This is a genomic window from Gemmiger gallinarum (genome assembly GCF_014982805.1).
GTDB lineage: Bacteria > Bacillota > Clostridia > Oscillospirales > Ruminococcaceae > Gemmiger > Gemmiger gallinarum.
Genome location: NZ_JADCKC010000001.1, coordinates 767,176 through 787,515, shown reverse-complemented (window position 1 = coordinate 787,515; position 20,340 = coordinate 767,176). Strand labels below are relative to the sequence as shown.

Here is a 20,340-nt window from a genome sequence, read left to right as displayed (position 1 = left end):
AGTGTAAGAATTCCATATCGTTCACCTGCCTTTCCTGCTGACAGTTTACCATATCACGGCAGGCTGCTCAAGAGGAAATTTCAATTTTCCCTGTCTTTGGCAGCAGCCTTGCGCCGGGGCTTCTTGGCGGGCGCCTGCTTCTCCAGAGCTGCTTGGGCCAGAGCTGCTTGGGCCGCTGCGTATGCCTTGCCGCGCTCCAACACCGGTTTCAGGTACTGGCCGGTGAAGGAGTTGGGGTTCTCGGCCACCTGTTCCGGCGTGCCGGTGGCGACGATGCGGCCGCCGCCGCTGCCGCCCTCGGGACCCAGGTCGATGATATAATCGGCGCGCTTGATGACATCCAGATTGTGCTCGATGACGATGACGGTGTTGCCCGCATCCACCAGCTTGTCCAGCACCTTGACCAGACGGTGAACGTCGGCTACATGCAGGCCGGTGGTGGGCTCGTCCAGAATATAGACGGTCTGCCCGGTGTCCCGGCGGGCCAGCTCGTTGGCCAGCTTGACGCGCTGAGCTTCGCCGCCGGACAGGGTAGTGGCGGCCTGGCCCAGCTGGATATAGCCCAGGCCGACCTCCTGCAGGGTCTGCAATTTGCGGTGGATCTTGGGCAGGTTGGCAAAGAAATTGCAGGCCTCCTCCACCGTCATGTCCAGCACGTCGGCGATGGTCTTGCCCTTATAGTGGACTTCCAGCGTCTCCCGGTTGTAGCGCTTGCCCTTGCAGACATCGCAGGGCACAAAGATGTCGGGCAAAAAGTGCATTTCGATCTGGAGAATGCCGCCGCCCTCGCAGGCCTCGCAGCGGCCGCCCTTGACGTTGAAGCTGAACCGGCCGGGCCCATAGCCGCGCATTTTGGCTTCCTGAGTCTCGGCAAACAGGGTGCGGATATCGCCGAACACGCCGGTGTAGGTGGCGGGATTGGAGCGGGGCGTCCGGCCGATGGGGGACTGGTCAATGCCGATGACCTTGTCCACCCACTCCATGCCCTCCACTTCCTCGCACTGGCCGGGACGGCTGCGGGCGCCGTTCAGGGCGGCGGCCAGCGTCTTGTACAGAATCTCGTTGACCAGCGTGGATTTGCCGGAACCGGACACGCCGGTGACGCAGATCATTTTGCCCAGGGGGAAATCCACATTGATGCCGGTGAGGTTGTTTTCCCGGGCACCCACTACGCGCAAAAACTTGCCGTTGCCCTCCCGGCGGACGGCGGGGACCTCCACCGCCTTGCGGCCGGACAGGTAGGCGCCGGTGATGCTGCCCTTGGAGGCACAGATGTCCTCCACACTGCCGGCGGCTACGATCTCGCCGCCGTGCACACCCGCGCCGGGGCCCACGTCGACAATATAGTCGGCCTGGCGCATGGTATCCTCATCGTGCTCCACCACGATCAGGGTATTGCCCAGATCCCGCAGCCGCTTCATGGTGGCGATGAGCTTGTCGTTGTCCCGCTGGTGCAGGCCGATGCTGGGCTCGTCCAGCACGTAGAGCACGCCGGTCAGGGCACTGCCGATCTGGGTGGCCAGACGGATGCGCTGGCTCTCGCCGCCGGACAGAGAGGCCGCGCCCCGGGACAGGGTGAGGTAGCCCAGGCCCACGCTCTGCAAAAAGCCCAGGCGCTCCCGCACTTCCTTGAAGATGGAGGCGCCGATCATCTGGTCCCGTTCGGACACAGAGGCAGTCTGGATGAATTCCAGCTCCTCATTGACGCTCATGTCGCAGAAGTCGGAAATGTTGATGCCGCCCACCGTCACAGCCAGGCTGGTGGGTTTCAGGCGGCGGCCATGGCAGGAAGGGCATTCCTCGCTGGACATGACCTGGGCAATCTCCTCCTTGACCCACTCGCTGCTGGTCTCCCGGAAGCGGCGTTCCAGGTTGGGGATGATGCCCTCAAAGTCGTTTTTATAGGTGCCGGAGCCGAACATGTTCTCCCGCTGCATCTCCAGCTTTTCGCCCTTGGTGCCGTACAGGATGGCGTTGACGGCCTCCTTGCTCATCTCCTTGATGGGGGTGTCCAGGGTAAAGCCGTAGCGCTTGCCCAGGGCGACGTAGTACATCTCCGAGATGGAGCCCTCGGCGTAATACCAGCCGCTGGCCTTGATGGCGCTCTCCCGGATGGACTTGCGCTTGTCGGGAATGATGCGGGCGGGGTCCACCTTCATGAAGGTACCCAGGCCGGTGCAGGTCTCGCAGGCGCCGAAGGGATTGTTGAAGCTGAACATCCGGGGGGTCAGCTCCTCAATGGAGATGCCGTGCTCGGGGCAGGCGTAGTTCTGGCTGAACTGCATGGGCTCGCCGCCGATGACATCGATGATGACCAGCCCGTCGGTCAGGCTGAGGGCGGTCTCGATGGAGTCGGCCAGACGGCTGCGCACACTGTCGTTGATGGACAGGCGGTCCACTACGATCTCCACCGTGTGCTTGAGGTTTTTCTCCAGCTTGATCTCCTCGTCCAGATCGTACATGCTGCCGTCGATGCGCACACGGACATAGCCGGCCCGCCGTGCGGCGTCCAGCTCCTTCTGCTGGGTGCCCTTGCGGCCGCGCACCACCGGGGCCAGCACCTGAAACCGGGTGCGCTCGGGCAATTTCAGCACCTCGTCCACCATCTCGTCCACGCTCTGCTGGCTGATGACCCGCCCGCAGACCGGGCAGTGGGGAATGCCGATGCGGGCGTACATCAGACGGAGATAATCGTAGATCTCGGTGACGGTGCCCACGGTGGAACGGGGGTTGTGGCTGGTGGTTTTCTGGTCGATGGAGATGGCCGGGGACAGGCCGGTGATCTCGTCCACGTCGGGCTTTTCCATCTGGCCCAGAAACTGCCGGGCGTAGCTGGAAAGGCTCTCCATATAACGGCGCTGGCCGTCGGCGTAGATGGTGTCAAAGGCAAGGCTGGACTTGCCCGAGCCGGACAGGCCGGTCATAACGATCATCTTGTTGCGCGGCAGCGTCAGATTCACGTTTTTCAGGTTATGTTCCCGGGCGCCCTTGATGACGATGCGCTGATTGGGATCGATCTTGATCTTGCTCAATGTTTTCCTTTCCCCCTGCCTTTTCTGCTTCCGGCCCGCCGCTTCTGGTCGGTGGCCTGCCGCTGTTCGGTATCCATTTCGGTGGGGTCCTCCCCCCGCTGCAAACGCTGGATCTGGTCACGCAGGAAGGCCGCGTGCTCGAATTCCAGCAGACGGGCGGCCTCCTTCATCTCCTTGGTCAGGCGGGCGATGGTCTGTTCCCGCTCGGCCTTGCTCATGCGGTGCTGGCGAAGTTTCTTGTTCTCCTCCGACATGCTGATCTCCAGCCCGCCGGAGATGGCCTTGACGATGGTCTTGGGCGTGATGCCGTGGGCCTTGTTGTAGGCGTCCTGAATGCCCCGGCGGCGCTCGGTCTCCAGGATGGCCCGCTCCATGCTGGGGGTGACCTCATCGGCGTACATCAGGACCACGCCGTTGGCATTGCGGGCGGCGCGGCCGATGGTCTGGATCAGGCTGGTCTCGCTGCGCAGAAAGCCCTCCTTGTCGGCATCCAGAATGGCAATGAGGGAGACTTCCGGCAGGTCCAGGCCCTCGCGCAGCAGGTTGATGCCCACAATCACGTCGATGGCGCCCACGCGCAGGTCCTTGATGAGCTCCATCCGCTCAAAGGTGTCCACCTCATGGTGGAGGTAGCGGGCCTTGACGCCGTGCTCCTCCAGATAATTGGTCAGGTCCTCGGCCATTTTGACAGTGAGGGTGGTGACCAGGGCGCGCTCGCCACGGTCGATGCGGGTACGGATCTCGCCCAGCAGGTCCTCGATCTGGCCTTCCACCGGCCGCACCATAATGATGGGGTCCAGCAGTCCGGTGGGGCGGATGACCTGCTCGGCCACCCGGGTGGAGTGCTCCTTCTCATAAGGCCCCGGGGTGGCGCTGACAAAGATAGTCTGCCCGACTTTGGCCTCGAACTCCTCAAACCGGAGGGGACGGTTGTCAAAGGCGGAGGGCAGGCGGAAGCCGTACTCCACCAGGGTGGCTTTGCGGCTGTGGTCGCCGGCGTACATGCCCCGCACCTGGGGCAGCATGACGTGGCTCTCGTCCACCATGAGCAGAAAATCCTTGGGGAAGTAATCCAGCAGGGTGGTGGGGGTGGAACCCGGCGCCCGGCCGGACAGCACCGCCGAGTAATTCTCGATGCCCTTGCACATGCCCACTTCCTGCAGCATTTCCATGTCGTAGTTGGTGCGCTGGGCAATGCGCTGGGCTTCCAGCAGCTTGCCCTCCTCGGTGAATTTCTTCACCTGCTCGTCCATCTCCTGGGCAATCTTGGCAAGGCCCGCCTTCATCTTCTCGGGGCCGACGATGTAGTGGCTGGCGGGGAAGATGGCCACATGGCGCACCACGTTCTGGCGCTCGCCGGTGAGGGGGCGCATCTCGCTGATGCGGTCGATCTCGTCCCCGAAAAACTCCACCCGGATGGCCAGATCGTCCATGTAGGCCAGGTAGATGTCCACAATATCCCCGTGGACCCGGAACTTGTTGCGGGTAAAGTTGATGTCGTTGCGCTCGTACTGCAGCTTCACCAGGCGGCGGCAGAGCTCGTCCCGGCTCATCTCCATGCCGGGGCGCAGGCTGATGACCATGCTCCGGTAATCGATAGGGTCGCCCAGGGAGTAAATGCAGGAGACGCTGGCCACAATGATGACGTTGCGCCGCTCGGACAAGGCCGCCGTGGCCGAGTGCCGCAGCCGGTCGATCTCGTCGTTGATGGCGCTGTCTTTTTCAATATAGGTATCGGTGGAGGGAATGTAGGCCTCCGGCTGGTAATAGTCGTAGTAGGAGACGAAGTATTCCACCGCGTCGTCGGGGAAAAAGCTGCGCATCTCGGTGCAGATCTGGCTGGCCAGCGTCTTGTTGGGCTCCAGGATCAGAGTGGGGCGGTTGCACCGGGCGATGATGTTCGCCATGGTGAAGGTCTTGCCCGAGCCGGTGACGCCCAGAAGCGTCTGGGCTTTGTCCCCCTGGTTGATGCCCTCCACCAGGGCGTCAATGGCCTGGGGCTGGTCGCCGGTGGGGGAGAAGGGCGCCTGCAGATGAAAAATCGAAGGCTCTTCCATAAAAGCTCCTTTGCAAAAAGAACAGAGAATGAGCAGGTCACACCCCGCCGGAGCCTGAAAAGCAGAATCCAGCGGGGTGAACAGATTAACAACGATAGGTTGTAAAACGATTATATCACGTTTTGTTTTATGAGTAAACACTATAGTTGAAAATTCTGTCGGGCATCGTGACCCCGGCAACAAACAGCCGCCGCAGAACCGTGTATCCTGAAAAAGCAGCGGCAGAGGAGAGGCAGAGCGGCCGACCTTTTGCTGTTTGCCCGGAAAAGAGCAGCCCTGCCATTGACGCTGGTTTCGTCACTTGCAGGGATTTTCACGGCAGCACAGGCAGGGGGCTCTTGTACTTTTTCGCCGCTTGCGGTATACTGAAACGGTATATTTGGTATCTGTGCCCATTTTTCGGCAAAGGATACGTTACCCCCCGATTACTGCTTTGGAGAGACGGCTTTGGAAAAGACCACTTACACCCATGATGCGGCCGCGGCGCGCACGCTGGCCGAGTATTACGACACCCCGCCCATGGCCTATGTGCACAGCTACGGCTGCCAGCAGAACGTCAACGACGGCGAAAAGATCCGCGGCGTCCTGATGGACGTGGGCTACGGCATCTGCGACAATGTGGAGCAGGCGGACCTGATTCTGTTCAATACCTGCGCCGTGCGGGAACACGCCGAGCAGCGGGTCTTCGGCAACGTGGGTGCCCTCAAGCGCCTGAAGGAGAAGAACCCCCGGCTGATGATCGGCATCTGCGGCTGCATGGCCCAGCAAAAGAGCGTGGTGGACAAGCTCCGCGCCAGTTATCCTTATGTGGATCTGGTCTTCGGCGTGGACGGCATCGACCGCCTGCCCGCCATCCTGGCCGAGCGCATCCGCCGGGGCAAGCGGTATCTGCAGGACCCGGTGCAGCGGGATGCGGTGGTGGAGGAAATGCCCATCCGCCGGGATTCCGGCTTCCGGGCCTGGCTGCCTATCATGTACGGCTGCGACAACTTCTGCACCTATTGTATTGTACCCTATGTGCGGGGACGGGAACGCAGCCGGGAACCCCAGGCGGTGCTGGAGGAATTCCAGAGCCTGGTGGCGGCCGGCTACAAGGAGATCACCCTCCTGGGCCAGAACGTCAACAGCTACGGCAAGGGCCTGGCCGAGCCCATGGACTTTGCCGACCTGCTGAACCTGCTCTGCCAGACCCCGGGCGACTACAAGGTCCGGTTCATGACCAGCCACCCCAAGGATGCCAGCCATAAGCTCATCGATACCATCGCCGCCAACGACCACCTGTGCAAGCACATCCACCTGCCGGTGCAGTCGGGCAGCGACCGGGTGCTGTCGGCCATGAACCGCCATTACACCTCTGCCCAGTATCTGGAGCTCATCGACTACGCCAAGGAGAAAATCCCCGGCGTGACCTTCTCCAGCGACATCATCGTCGGCTTCCCCGGTGAGACGGAAGAGGAGTTTGAGCAGACGCTGGAACTGGTGAAACAGGTGGGCTACATGCAGCTGTTCACCTTTATCTATTCCAGGCGCGGCGGTACCAAGGCTGCCGAGATGCCCGACCCCACCACCCATGCCGAGAAGGCCGCCCGCATGGAGCGGCTGCTGCGCACCCAGGACGAGGTCGCCTTCCCGCGCATCGCGGCCATGGCGGGCCAGACGGTGCGGGTGCTGGTGGAGGGCTGCGGCCGCACGCCGGGCACCCTCAACGGACGCCTGGACAACAACCTGGTCGTCGAATTCCCCGGCGGGGAGGAGCTCATCGGCAGCTGGGCCGACGTGGAGCTCACCGGTTCCCGGGCGGCGCTGCTCACCGGCAGAGCCGTGACCAACGCATGAACCTTCCCGCTGCAAAGAATACAAAATACACACAACAAAGGAGACCCTAACCATGGATTGCATTGATCTGTTCAAGAAAGCCGCTGCCGCCATGCAGACCGACCCCCGTTATCTCGAGCTGGACGCCGCCCGCCGCATGAATGACGCCGACGAGGAACTGCAGAAGATGATCGGCGAGTTCAACCTGCAGCGTCTCGACCTCAACCGTGCCAGCGCCGAGGCCGAGCCCGACAGCGCCCGCATTGCCGAGCTGAACCAGAAGATCAACGACCTCTACACCCAGATCATCTCCAGCGAGGGCATGGTGCGCTACAACGCCGCCAAGAGCGAGTGCGAGGCCATGGTCAACCACATCGACGCCATCATCAACACCGCCATGAACGGCGGCGACCCCATGACCGTTCAGGCACCCCAGGGCGGCTGCACCGGCAGCTGTGCGTCCTGCTCCGGCTGCCACTGATCGGCGGATAAAGAGCGTTTCGGCGGGGGAGAGTATCCCCCGCCTTTGTCGAAGAAGGATTTCCCCGGACCGCGCGATGCGGCCCCGGCCCGGAACAGGAGTGTGAAACATGGCGGAACAGGCAGTTTCTCCCATGATGCAGCAATACTTTGAAATCAAGAAGCAGCACCCGGACGAGATTCTCTTTTATCGTGTGGGCGACTTTTATGAGATGTTCTACGACGACGCCCTCACCGCATCCCGGGAACTGGAGCTGACGCTGACCGGCAAGAACTGCGGCAAGGAAGAACGCGCCCCCATGTGCGGCGTGCCTTTCCATTCCTATGAAACCTATGTGGCCCGGCTCATCGCCAAGGGCTACAAAGTGGCCATCTGCGAGCAGATGGAGGACCCGGCCCTGGCAAAAGGCCTGGTCAAGAGGGACATCATCCGGGTGGTGACCCCCGGCACCGTCATCGAGAGCAGCATGCTGGCCGAGGACAAGAACAACTACCTCTGCGCCATCTACCTGAAAAAGCAGCGCCGCAGCTGGCGGGCAGGCGTCTGCTTTGCCGATATCTCCACCGGCGAGGCCTACGCCACTGAACTCTCCGCCGAGAAGATGGGCGGGGCCATCATCACCGAACTCTGCCGCTACATGCCCAGCGAGATCCTCATCAACACCGCCATGCTGGATCTGAAGGACGTGACGGCCTACATCAAGCAGCACACCAGCGCCCTGGTGGAACTGCGGGAGGACGCCTGCTGCAAGGACAGCGTTATCGACGCCGAGCTGACCGCCCAGTTCGGGGCGGACTGGCGCAGGACCTGCGGCTTTGCCGAGGGCGGTATGGTGCCCTACGCGGTGGGCATGCTGCTGGGCTACCTCAAGGAGACCCAGAAGCACGGCATTGAGCGCATCCGTGCGGTGCAGAACTATGCCGACGCCCAGTACATGCGCCTCTCCCCGGTGACCCGGGCCAACCTGGAACTCACCGAGACCATGCGCGGCCGGGAGAAAAAAGGCACTCTGCTCTGGGTGCTGGACAAAACCGAGACCTCTATGGGCAAGCGCCTGCTCCGCGCCTGGATCGAGCAGCCCCTGGTGGACTCGGCGGCCATCAACGCCCGCCTGGACGCGGTGGAGGCCCTCTACCAGGAGAACGTGGCCCGCGGTGATCTCAAGGAAGCCCTGGGCCGGGTGTTTGACATCGAGCGCCTGACCACCCGCATCCTCTACGGCTCCGCTACCCCCCGGGAGGTCTGTGCCCTGGGGGATACCTGTGAGGCCCTGCCCCAGGTCCGCCGCATTGCGGAGGCTTCCACGGCGCCCCTGCTGCAAAAGCTGGCCGCCGACATCGACCCGCTGAACGACATCCTCACCCGCATCCGGTCTGCCATCGGGGACGACCCGCCTGCCAACCTCAAGGACGGCGGCGTCATCCGGGCGGGCTACAACGCCGAGGTGGACGAGCTGCGGGACATCATGCACGGCGGCAAGGGCTTCCTCTCCCAGATGGAGGCCCGCCTGCGGGAGGAGACCGGCATCCCCAAGCTGAAGATCGGCTTCAACAAGGTTTTCGGCTACTATATCGAGGTCAGCCGCTCCTATACCGGCAGCGTGCCGGATACCTTCACCCGCAAGCAGACCCTCACCACCGGGGAGCGCTACATCACCCCCGAATTGAAGGACCTGGAAAACAAGATCCTGGGCGCCAACGAGCGGCTGCTGGTGCTGGAACATCAGCTTTTTGCCGACCTGCTCAGCGCCATCTCGGGAGAGATCCTGCGCATCCAGAAGACCGCCTCCGCCGTGGCTCAGCTGGACGTGCTTGCCTCCTTTGCGGAGGTGGCCGTCTGCAACAACTACGTCAAGCCCACCGTGGACGACAGCGACGTGCTGGACATTGCGGAGGGCCGTCACCCCGTCATTGAGCAGATGCTCAAGGGCAGCCTGTTCGTCCCCAACGACACCACCCTGGACGAGGCTGACAACCGGATGCTCATCATCACCGGCCCCAACATGGCGGGCAAGTCCACCTACATGCGCCAGAACGCCCTCATCGCCCTCATGGCCCAGATCGGCAGCTTTGTGCCGGCGGCGTCCTGCCGGGTGGGCGTGGTGGACGCCATCTTCACCCGGGTGGGTGCCTCCGACGATCTGGCGGCAGGCCAGTCCACCTTCATGGTGGAGATGACCGAGGTGGCCGAGATTCTGGAACACGCCACCAAAAACAGCCTGGTCATCCTGGACGAGATCGGCCGGGGCACCTCCACCTTTGACGGCATGAGCATTGCCCGGGCGGTGGTGGAGCATATCTGCGAGAAGATCGGCTGCAAGACGCTGTTTGCCACCCACTACCACGAGCTCACCGAGCTGGAACAGGACGTGGACGGCGTCAAGAACTATAACATCGCCGTGAAAAAGCGCGGGGAGGACATCACCTTCCTGCGGCGCATCGTGGCCGGCCCGGCGGACGACAGCTACGGCATCGAGGTGGCCAAACTGGCAGGTCTGCCCTCCAGTGTGACCCGCCGCGCCCACGAGGTGCTGCGCCAGCTGGAGGCCTCGGCCCCCGGGGCAAACGCCTCCATGCAGCTGGACTTTGAGACAGTCCACGCCTACCAGAACCCCGAGGTCCCCAGCGAGGTGGTGGACAAGCTCAAGAGCGTGGATGTGGAGACCCTCACCCCCATCGAGGCCCTGAACTTCCTCTACGAACTGAAAAAGGCGCTGGCAAAGTAAGGCGCCTTGATACAATATCCCGGACGCCGTGCCCGGTACAGGTGCACGGTATATCCGCTTCCCCATTGCAAAAGGCTAGGTGACTTATGGCAGAGATCCGCGTGCTGGATAAGCACACATCCGAACTCATCGCCGCGGGCGAGGTGGTGGAACGCCCCGCCTCGGTGGCAAAAGAACTGCTGGAAAACGCCATCGACGCAGGCGCGACCAAGATCACGATCTCCATCCGCCGGGGCGGCATTGAGCTGCTGCAGATTGTGGACAACGGCACCGGCATCGAGGCCGAGTACATCGACAAGGCCTTCATCCGCCATGCCACCAGCAAGATCAAGACGGCGGAGGATCTGAACAGCATTCACACCCTGGGCTTCCGGGGGGAGGCGCTGGCCTCCATCGCCAGCGTGGCCCGGGTGGAGGTCCTGACCCGCACCCAGGCCGACGAGTACGCCTGCCTTTACCGCATTGCCGGCGGGGAGGAGCAGGGCATGGAGCCCGGCGCCCGCCCGGTGGGTACCACCATCACGGTGCGGGATCTGTTCTACAACACGCCCGCCCGGATGAAGTTCCTCAAAAAGGATGCCAGCGAGGGCACCTTTGTGGCCGACGTGGTGCTGCACACCGCCCTGTCCCATCCGGAGATCTCCTTCCGGTTTGAGCGGGAGGGCAAGCTGCAGTTCGTCACCCCCGGCGACGGCAAGCTGCTCAGCGCGGTGCATGCGGCGGTGGGCCGGGACTTTGCCCGGGATCTGCTGCCAGTGGAGGGGGAGCTGGGCGTCTATCAGGTGACCGGTCTGGTCACGCCGCCCCGTGCCTGCCGTGCCTCCCGCGGGGCCCAGTATTTCTATGTGAACGGCCGCTACGTCAAAAACCGCACCATGATGGCCGCCATGGAAAACGCCTACAAAGGCACCCTCATGCAGGGCAAGTTCCCCGGCGGCGTCCTCATGCTCACCATGCCTGCCGAGCTGGTGGACGTGAATGTCCACCCGGCCAAGACCGAGATCCGCTTTGCCCGGGAGGGCGACGTCTTCGACGCAGTCTACCGCGCAGTGCGCAACGCCCTCACCACACCCGGCAGCGGGGAATGCCGCTTCTCCATGGACCACGGGGAGCACGGCAAGCAGCCCGCCCAGGCCCAGCCTGCCCCTCAGGCCCCCGCCCGCCCGGCAGCTGCCGGCCAGGGAACGGCCCATCACCCGGGAAATACCGGCGGTTTTGCCACCATGACGGCGGCCCAGTACCGGGCGGCCCGCAGCCTGACCGACCCCATCCCGCCCCGCCCGGTGCCCGGCATCACCGCGGCGCCGGGACAGGCGGCCATCCATTCGGCACGGGAGGACTACAACAAAGCGGCCCCGACTGCTCCCGCCGCACAGGATGTACCCGCCCCGGGCAGCATTCCCCGCGGAGCCTCGGAGGCGGTTCTGGACATTCTGCCCGACCTGCCGGAGGAGGAAACCACCTCCGCGGCGAAGAATCTCCCCGCCACACTCCCTGCAGCCCCTGCCGAGCCGGCGCCCGCTGCCGCCCCTGCGGCGGAGGAAGCCCCGGCCCCTGCCGGTCAGCCTGCTCCCGCACCGGAGGAAGCTCCTGAACAGACCAGCTTTACCCTGGAGCCTGGCGCCGGGGAGGCGGAGAACGCCGGGACTGCCCCGGCCCTCAGCGCCCTGCCCGGCGGCAGCCCGGAACAGACCACCCTGGCCCCCGCGCCGGAGAGTGAACCCCTGCGCCTGGTGGGGGAAGTGTTCCGCACCTACATCATCACCGAGCGGTCGGGGGAGCTTTGCCTCATTGACAAGCACGCCGCCCACGAGCGCATCCTTTTTGAAAAGCTCTCCAAGGATTACGGCAATGTGCCCGCCCAGATGCTTCTGGTGCCGGTACAGGTCAACCTCTCGGCGGAAGAAAAGCTGGCGGTCCTGCAGAACCAGAAACTGCTGGAGGACGCTGGCATCGAGGCCGAGGACTACGGCGGGGCCACCGTCATTGTCCGGGCGGTTCCGGCGGATGTGCCGGTGGACGATGTGGAGGATATGCTCATCGAGCTGGCGGCCCGGCTGGCCAAGGGCGGCGACGCCCTGCGGGAAAAGACCGAGTGGATGCTTCACTCCATTGCCTGCCGCGCCGCCGTCAAGGCAGGGGACCGCAGCAATCCCGCCGAGCTGCTGGCTCTGGCCCAGCAGATTCTGGACGGCAGAGTGCCGCCCTTCTGCCCCCATGGCCGCCCCTGTGTCCTCAAGATCACCCGGAAGGAGCTGGAAAAACAGTTTGGCCGCATTGTCTGACCTGCCCCGAGTGGTAGCCATCGGGGGCCCCACCGCCACCGGCAAGACGGCTTTGTCCGTTGCCCTGGCAAAGGAGTTTGACGGCGAGATCATCAGCGCCGACTCCATGCAGATCTATAAAGGCCTGGACGTGGGCACCGCCAAGGTCACGCCGGAGGAAATGCAGGGGATACCCCATCACCTCATCGATATCTTGACCCCCGACGAGCTCTTCAGCGTGGCGGAGTTCACCGCCCGGGCGGACGCCGCCATCCGGGACATCACCGCCCGGGGAAAGCTGCCCCTGATCGTCGGGGGAACCGGGCTGTATATTTCCAGCCTTCTCAACGGGGTGAGCTTTGCCCCCCAGAAGGAGGACCTCGCCTTCCGGGCCGCCCTGCAGGCGCGCATCGACAACGGGGAGGGCCAGGCCGTCTATGAAGAGCTTTGCCGCCTGGACCCCGACTACGCCCGGACCCTCCACCCCAACAACACCCACCGGGTCATCCGGGCCCTGGAACTCTACCACCTCACCGGGCACACTATGAGCGAGCAGCGGGCCGCGTCCCTGCCGGCCCAAAAGCCTTACCGGGCACTGTGTATCTGCCTGACCTGTGCCGACCGGGCGGAACTTTACCGCCGCATCGACCTGCGGGTGGACCGCATGGTGGAGGCGGGCATTCTGCCGGAGGCCGAGTACGTCTGGCACAACCGGGACCGGTTCCGCACGGCGGCCCAGGCCATCGGGTACAAGGAGTTCTTCCCCTATTTTGAGGGGACCGGGACGCTGGAGCAGTGCACCGACAAACTCAAGCAGGCATCCCGCAACTATGCCAAGCGCCAGCTGACCTGGTTCCGCCGCCAGGCCGATGCCGTCTGGCTGGAGATCGAACGCCCTGACACGCCTCAGCGTGCCGGGGAGCTAGTCCGCCAATTCCTGGCCGGGGAGGACTGACCCGGCCGCCGATACCCCGCCAGGGGAGAAAGACATACCCATGGAGAGAGATCCGGCCGAGCGCCGCCGCGTGGGCAAAAATGTGGCAGTGGCCCTTATCACCGCCATCCTGATTTTTGCCGTGCTGTACGTGGGCGTACAGCTTTACGCCATTCTTCATCATACCTATAAGACAGAGACCGCCATTCTGGCCACCATGTCGGACAGCATCCAGCTCACCGGCGCGGCGGTGTTCGATGCCACCCCGGTGGCGGGCAGCGGCGACCTGGGCTACCTTGTGGACAACGGCGAGCGGGTCACAATGGGAACCGTCATTGCCGAGTGCTACACCGCCGAGGGCCAGGACCTGCAGCGGGAGGCCCTGACCAATCTGGACCGGGAGATCTCCCTGCTCAACAAGTCCCAGAACTCGTCGGGCAGCGATCTCTCGGTGCTGACCACCCAGACCCGGTCGGCCCTTTACAACCTGCTGGACCAGCTGGACCGGGGAGCCTACGGCAGCATCCGCACCGCCGAGGAGGAGTTCCTGCTGGCCCAGAACCGGCTGCAGATCTCCACAGGACAGAGCACCGGTTTTGAGGACACCATCGCTCAGTTGCAGGCGGAGCGGGATTCCATCGCCGCCCAGCTGGACGGGCTGCAGAATCTGGTGGCCGAGAAAAACGGCTACTTTGTGGCGTCGGATGCCGCCCACCTCACCACTCTGGACCAGGAAACGGCGGACAACGCCTCGCCCTCCGACCTGGCCTCTCTGCTGGGGCAGGACCTTACCGCCTCCACCGACAACACGGCGGGCTGGATCGTGGCGGGCTTTTCCTGGCGGTTCTATGCCACCTGCGACCTGGACACCGCCGCCCGGTTTGACGGGCTCTCCACCGTCAAGATCAGCGTGCCCGGCAAACAGGACGACCCGCTGTCCGCCACGGTGGTGTCGGTGGAGCAGGACGAGGAGGCAGGCCTGGCCAAGATCGTGCTGGAATGCGGCACCATCAATGCCGAGGTGCTGACCCTGGGGCAGGAGACCGCTCAGATCGACCTGCACACCTACACCGGCATCCGCATTGACAGCAAGGCGCTGCACATCGTGGACGGCAACAACGGCGTCTACGTCAAGGTGGGCAACCTCCAGCGTTTCCGCAAGATCACCATCCTCTACCAGAACGAGGACTATATTCTGGTGGACACCGACGGCGCGGTGGGTACCGACAATGAGGTCCGCCTCTATGACGAGGTCATTGTGGAGGGCACCAACCTTCAGGATGGAAAATTGATGTAATAACCGGACACACAGTCAAATATTTGCGCGGCAAAACTGCTGCGAACGGCTCAAAATGCCGCCCGCTGAGGCTATTTTTACAAAGCGGGCGGCATTTTTGGCAGAAAAACCGTCGTTTTTCCGGTCTGAGTCTGAAAAGCCATGTGCTATTGACTTTTGACGCTGAAAAAGCGATAATACTTAATGTATATCGCTGTATTCAGTGAAAATCTGCCGTTTGTACGGCAGGCAGCCCACGGGGCTGCAACAGCCATAAGTTAAGGAGAATCCATCATGTCCATGTTCGAAGGCTTCAAAAATATGCTTGGTATCAATCCGGACCCGGAGGATGACGAGTACCTGGACGGCGGTGAGGACGAGGTCTTTGCCGGTGGCGGACAGGGCTCTGCGGCTCAGGATACCTATGCCCAGGCCGAAGCTGCCAAACAGCGCAACAAGGTCGTCAACATCAATGCGACGACCCAGCTTCAGGTTGTGCTGGTCAAGCCCGAGCGCTTTGACGATGCTTCCACCATTGCGGACCAGCTCAACGCCAAGCGCACCGTGGTGCTGAACCTGGAGTCCACCAACAAGGAGGTCTCCCGCCGCCTGATCGATTTCCTGTCCGGTGTTGCCTATGCCAACAACGGCCAGATCAAGCGGGTCGCCACCAGCACCTTCATCATTACCCCCTACAACGTCGATATCATGGGCGACCTGATCGACGAGCTGGAGAACAATGGCGTATTCTTCTGATCCCGGCGAAACCGGCACGGCAGTCCGCGGCTTTCTTCCGCCTCAGAATGAGGAGGAGCGCCGTCTGATGCGCCGGGTGGAGGAACTGTGCACCCTGGCCGTGCGCCGGGGCATTCCCCGCCATACCGGCTTTCTGTCCGATCGGGAGCAGTCTCTGGCAGAGGCTGCCGCAAACCGGGCCCAGACCACCTGTATCCGTTTCTGGGGCGGTTTTTCGGAGGCGGAACGCCGGGTGCTCTGCATCGAACCGGAGGATGCCTGGCAGGAGGAGCCCGTTGCCTGCCTGCACCTCCATGCCCATCTGGCATCGGGAACGGCGGCGCCGGAACACAGGGACATCCTGGGGGCCGTGCTGGGGCTGGGTCTGGAACGGACCTGTCTGGGCGACATCCGCCCCGACCCGGACCATCCGGGGGAGTACTATCTCTTCCTGCTGGAGGACAAGGCGGAGTTTGTCTCCGCCAACCTGACGGCGGCGGGCCGTGTCCGGCTGGATGCAGAGCCCTGCACCCAGCCGCCGGAATCCGCCCTGCGGGAGCCGGAACGTCAGCTCCGGCAGGCCACGGTGAGTTCGCTGCGCGCAGACTCGGTGCTGGCGGCCATGCTGCACACTTCCCGCGGGCAGGCGGCCCAGGTCATATCCGAGGGCCGGGTCCAGGTCAATCACGTTCCCCTGCGCAGCGCCCATGATGCGGTTTACGCGGGGGACATTTTCACGGTACGCGGCAGCGGCCGCTACCGGTTACAGGAGATCGGCGGCAAAAGCCGCAGCGACCGCACGTTTATCCTGTTTTATCAGTACTGAACAACCAAGCGCGGCTTTCGGCCTTACAGCCAATCCCGGGCAGGGCCCGAGACAGGAGGAATAAAGAATGATCGCTTCGGAGGATGTACGGCGCGTCACATTTGAAAAAGCCATGCGGGGCTATCGCTGTGACGATGTCGATGATTATCTCAGACAGGTGGCGGACAGTCTGGACGCCCTCAGCGCGGAGAACGAGGATCTGCAGAAGAAGCTCGTTGTGCTGGCCCAGCGCATTGACCAGTACCGTGCCGAGGAGGACACCCTGCACACCACCCTCATCAATGCCCAGCGCCTGGGCGAGAACGTCATCAAGGAGGCCAAGCAGAAGGCCGCCGAAGTGATCCGCGCCGCCAACATCCGTGCCGAGGACCGGGAGCAGCGTGCCCGCGATGAGGTGGAACTGGCCCAGCAGGAGCTGACCACCATCCGCAAGGAAACGGAAAATTTCAAGAAGTCTCTGCTTGCCATGTACCGCAAGCATATTGAGCTGCTTTCCAAGATCCCGGAGGCTTCCGACACGGTGGAGCCGCCGCCGGAGGACGACGAGCCGGAGCCGCAGCCCGAACCGCAGCCGCAGGCTCAGGCAGTGCCCCAGCCGGTGTACGAGACGCCGGAGCCGGAACCTGCCTATGAGCCGCAGCCGGCCTACGATGCCCAGCCCGCCTTTGAGGCCCCGCAGCCTGCCTATGAGGAACCGGCGCCTGCCTTTGAGCCGGAACCGGTGCAGGAGGCCCAGCCGGAGCCCGACCCCGAGCCCTATTACGGGGACTCGGAGGATGAGGCTCTCCCCGAGACCGAGGAAAAGGTGGATACGGTGGAGTTTGCCATTGCACCCAAACCGGACGAGCCGGAGGACCTGCGGGAGGACCCGCCTGCCCCCGCCGCACCGGCAGCCCCGGCATCGCCCGGAAAATTCCAGCCCGGCGCAGGCCTGTATGACCTGCCTGCGGAGGAGCCCCCGGCCCCCAAAAAGACCACCCGCAGCAAATCCACCACCCGCAGAAGTTCCACCCGCCGCACCAAAAAGCAGCAGCCCCAGCCGGACCCGCTGCCCGCGTCCTTTGACACCTTTGCCGGCGTGGATTTTGACAGTTGACAGCCATACGTGCCCTTTGCGGGGCATGTATCATGATACCGCGTACCGACACCGGTGCGCCGGGCCGGAGCAGCCGCAGTCCTGTTGGGCGGGCAGACCTCCGCGTCCGGCCGTGCCGGGTTTGTGCGTGAATGAAGTATAGAGGAGAGTAGGAAACATTGGCGCAGAATTTCAATGACACCATCCATCTGCCGTCCACACCGTTCCAGATGCGGGCGGGCCTGCCGAAGAAAGAGCCGGTCATGCTGGAGGACTGGGAGAAAAACCATGTCTACGAGCAGATGATTAAGAACAACGAAGGCAAGCCGTCCTTCATTCTTCACGACGGCCCTCCGTACGCCAACGGCAGCATTCACATGGGCACTGCCCTGAACAAGATCATCAAGGATATCATTGTCCGGTACAAGAATATGTCCGGCTATTGCGCGCCGTACATTCCCGGCTACGATACCCACGGCCTGCCCATCGAGCTGAAGGCTCTGGGCTCTCTGGGGGACAAGAAGTCCGGCATCTCCAAGCTGGACCTGCGCAAGATCTGCAAGGAGTTTGCCACCGAGCACATCGATGTTATGAACTCCCAGTTCAAGCGCCTGGGCGTTCAGGGCGACTTCGACAACCCCTACCTGACCCTCAAGCCCGAGTTTGAGGCCCGCCAGGTGGAGATCTTCGGCGAGATGGCCAAGAAGGGCTACATCTACAAGGGCATGAAGGCCGTTTACTGGTGCCCCGAGGACCGCACCGCCCTGGCCGAGGCTGAAATCGAGTACGCCGAGGACGGATGCGATTCCATCTACGTCCGCTTCAAGCTGAAGAACGATCCCAAGGGTGTGCTGGCCAAGTACGGCATCCCTCTGGACAAGGCCTGGATCGTCATCTGGACGACGACCACCTGGACGCTGCCCGCCAACGTGGCTACCTGCCTGAACCCCTCCATCGAGTACGCCTTTGTGGAGATCGACGGCCAGTACCACATCATGGCCGCCAACCTGGTCAAGGCCACCATGGAAGCCTGCCACATTGAGAACTACACCGTTCTGGAGCCCCGTGTTCTGGGCTCCGAACTGGAAATGCTGGAGTACCAGCATCCCTTCCTCGACCGCACTGGCCTGGTCATCCTGGGCGACCATGTCACCCTGGAAGGCGGCACCGGCTGCGTCCACACCGCGCCCGGTCACGGCGTCGAGGACTTTGAGGTCTGCACCCAGCACTATCCCCAGCTGCCCGTCGTTGTTCCCGTGGACGAGGCCGGCCGCCTGACCGCCGAGGCAGGGGAGGAGTTCGCCGGCCTCAAGGTCTGGGATGCCAACAAGGTCATTCTGGAGCACATCAAGGGCACCGGCAACCTGATGGGCGTGCAGCACATCGTCCACCAGTATCCCCATTGCTGGCGCTGCCACCATCCCATCATCTTCCGCGCCACCGAGCAGTGGTTCTGCTCCATCGACGCCTTCAAGGAGGATGTGTACAAGGCCATCGACAGCGTGCACTGGCAGCCGGCCTGGGGTCATGACCGCATGCAGGGCATGGTCCGCGACCGCAGCGACTGGTGCATCAGCCGTCAGCGCGTCTGGGGCGTGCCCATCCCGGTGTTCTACTGCAAGAAGTGCGGCAAGTACCACATCACCGACGCCTCCATCAAGGCGGTCAGCGACCTGTTCCGCAAGGAGGGCAGCGACGCCTGGTACAAGTACGACGCCAACGACATCATGCCCAAGACCGAGGTCTGCGAGTGCGGTGCCTCCGACTGGGAGAAGGACCCCGACATCATGGATGTCTGGTTCGACTCCGGCTCCACCTGGAGCGCTGTCTGCCGGGAGCGTCCCGAGCTGCACTGGCCCGTCGACCTCTACATGGAGGGTGCCGACCAGTTCCGCGGCTGGTTCCAGTCCAGCCTGCTGACCAGCGTTGCCACCGAGGGTGTCGCCCCCTACAAGGGTGTTCTCTGCCACGGCTGGGTCGTGGACGAGCAGGGCAAGCAGATGCACAAGTCCGCCGGCAACGGCGTGGAGCCCTCCGAGCTCATCCGTGACTACGGCGCCGATATCGTCCGGCTGTGGGTCGCCTCCAGCGACTACACCGTGGACGTGCGCGCCGGCAAGGAGATTTTCCGCCAGCTGTCCGAGGCCTACCGCAAGATGCGCAACACCGCCCGCTTCATGCTGGGCAACCTGAACGGCTTTGACCCGGCCAAGGATATGGTGGAGGAGGACCAGCTGTTCGAGATCGACCGCTGGGCTCTGCAGTCCATCCGTGCCCTGACCGCCACCGTACGCGACGCCTACGAGCACTACGACTTCTCCCGCGCCTACCACGCCATCTATAACTTCTGCGTCCTGGATATGTCCAACTTCTATATGGATGTCATCAAGGATCGCCTCTACTGCGCCGACGATCATGCCCGCCGCTGCGCCCAGACGGCCCTCTACCGCATTCTGGTGGACTTCACCCGTCTGCTGGCTCCCATCCTCTGCTTCACCAGCCAGGAGATCTGGAGCTATATCCCCAAACTGCCCGGCATGAAGGACTATGTCGTCTTCGAGCAGATGCCCGAGGCCGGTCAGGCTCCCGACGAGGCTTTCACCGCCAAGTGGGACAAGGTCATGGCCGTGCGCGACGATGTCAAGAAGGTGCTGGAGCAGTCCCGTGCCGACAAGGTCATCGGTTCCTCTCTGGAAGCCTGTGTCACCCTGTACTGCAGCGATGCCATGTACGACTTCCTCAACGCCATCCCCATGGATGAGCTGGCCGATCTGCTCATCGTCTCCCAGGTCAACCTGGTCAAGGGTGAAGGCGGCGTCAAGGGCATCTGCGAGGGCCTGGGCGTTGCTGCCGAGCATGCCCACGGCGCCAAGTGCCTGCGCTGCTGGAAGTACGACGACGGGGTCAACGAGGAAGGCCTCTGCCCGCGCTGCGCCAAAGTTCTGGCAAAATAATACAATAACGACGAGCTGCCGGTTTTCCTGCTGAGGCGGAGCAATGTCGAGGGCGCTTTGAGGCGGACCGCCCGGTCCGGCCCCAAGGCCGAACGCAAGGTTTGCAAAGGCGGGTGCCGTGTCACACGGCATTCTGCCACTGTGCCTTGTGTTATGCCCTGCGGCG

At 63.2% G+C, this 20,340-nt stretch carries 12 protein-coding genes; 10 read left to right on the top strand and 2 right to left on the bottom strand.

What is annotated here, in order from left to right; all coding sequences use genetic code 11:
* Window positions 1-80: 80 nt before the first annotated feature.
* A complete protein-coding gene (gene uvrA, locus INF35_RS03715; RefSeq protein WP_235983094.1) occupies window positions 81-3,032 on the bottom strand; it encodes an excinuclease ABC subunit UvrA in 2,952 nt (983 codons plus the stop codon).
* Window positions 3,029-5,089 (bottom strand): excinuclease ABC subunit UvrB, encoded by a 2,061-nt coding sequence (gene uvrB / locus INF35_RS03710; protein WP_193500172.1) that lies wholly within the window; start codon window positions 5,087-5,089, stop codon window positions 3,029-3,031. The genes uvrA and uvrB overlap by 4 nt, the downstream gene beginning before the upstream one ends.
* A 447-nt stretch (window positions 5,090-5,536) precedes the next feature.
* On the opposite strand from uvrB, the gene miaB reads away from it, so the two are divergent.
* The 10 genes from miaB (at window position 5,537) to ileS (ending at window position 20,174) form a co-directional block, all read left to right on the top strand.
* Complete coding sequence (miaB, locus tag INF35_RS03705; protein ID WP_235983093.1) at window positions 5,537-6,925, top strand: tRNA (N6-isopentenyl adenosine(37)-C2)-methylthiotransferase MiaB; 1,389 nt, start codon at window positions 5,537-5,539, stop codon at window positions 6,923-6,925.
* 52 nt (window positions 6,926-6,977) lie between these two features.
* The gene (locus INF35_RS03700; RefSeq protein WP_193500171.1) at window positions 6,978-7,385 is read left to right on the top strand and encodes a YlbF family regulator; all 408 of its coding nucleotides are present in this window, start codon (window positions 6,978-6,980) and stop codon (window positions 7,383-7,385) included.
* A 109-nt stretch (window positions 7,386-7,494) separates the two neighbouring features.
* Entirely contained in the window at window positions 7,495-10,110 is a 2,616-nt protein-coding gene (gene mutS / locus INF35_RS03695; protein ID WP_193500170.1) for a DNA mismatch repair protein MutS, read from the top strand.
* An 86-nt stretch (window positions 10,111-10,196) separates the two neighbouring features.
* On the top strand, window positions 10,197-12,395 hold the full coding sequence (mutL, locus tag INF35_RS03690) for a DNA mismatch repair endonuclease MutL (RefSeq protein ID WP_193500169.1): 2,199 nt from the start codon (window positions 10,197-10,199) through the stop codon (window positions 12,393-12,395).
* Complete coding sequence (gene miaA, locus INF35_RS03685) at window positions 12,379-13,329, top strand: tRNA (adenosine(37)-N6)-dimethylallyltransferase MiaA (protein WP_235983092.1); 951 nt, start codon at window positions 12,379-12,381, stop codon at window positions 13,327-13,329. Before mutL ends, miaA begins: the two co-directional genes overlap by 17 nt.
* A gap of 40 nt (window positions 13,330-13,369) precedes the next feature.
* On the top strand, window positions 13,370-14,605 hold the full coding sequence (locus tag INF35_RS03680) for an HlyD family efflux transporter periplasmic adaptor subunit (RefSeq protein WP_193500168.1): 1,236 nt from the start codon (window positions 13,370-13,372) through the stop codon (window positions 14,603-14,605).
* Window positions 14,606-14,878: 273 nt separating this feature from the next.
* Window positions 14,879-15,340, top strand: coding sequence for a cell division protein SepF (locus tag INF35_RS03675; RefSeq protein ID WP_193500167.1), 462 nt, complete (start codon window positions 14,879-14,881; stop codon window positions 15,338-15,340).
* Window positions 15,324-16,145: a YlmH family RNA-binding protein gene (locus INF35_RS03670; RefSeq protein ID WP_193500166.1), complete on the top strand. Its 822-nt coding sequence runs from the start codon at window positions 15,324-15,326 to the stop codon at window positions 16,143-16,145. Before INF35_RS03675 ends, INF35_RS03670 begins: the two co-directional genes overlap by 17 nt.
* 67 nt (window positions 16,146-16,212) lie before the next feature.
* Window positions 16,213-17,241, top strand: coding sequence for a DivIVA domain-containing protein (locus tag INF35_RS03665; RefSeq protein ID WP_193500165.1), 1,029 nt, complete (start codon window positions 16,213-16,215; stop codon window positions 17,239-17,241).
* A 158-nt stretch (window positions 17,242-17,399) separates the two neighbouring features.
* Window positions 17,400-20,174 carry an isoleucine--tRNA ligase gene (gene ileS, locus INF35_RS03660; protein ID WP_193500164.1) on the top strand — a complete coding sequence of 925 codons (2,775 nt, stop codon included), beginning with the start codon at window positions 17,400-17,402 and terminating at the stop codon, window positions 20,172-20,174.
* The last annotated feature ends 166 nt before the right edge of the window (window positions 20,175-20,340 follow it).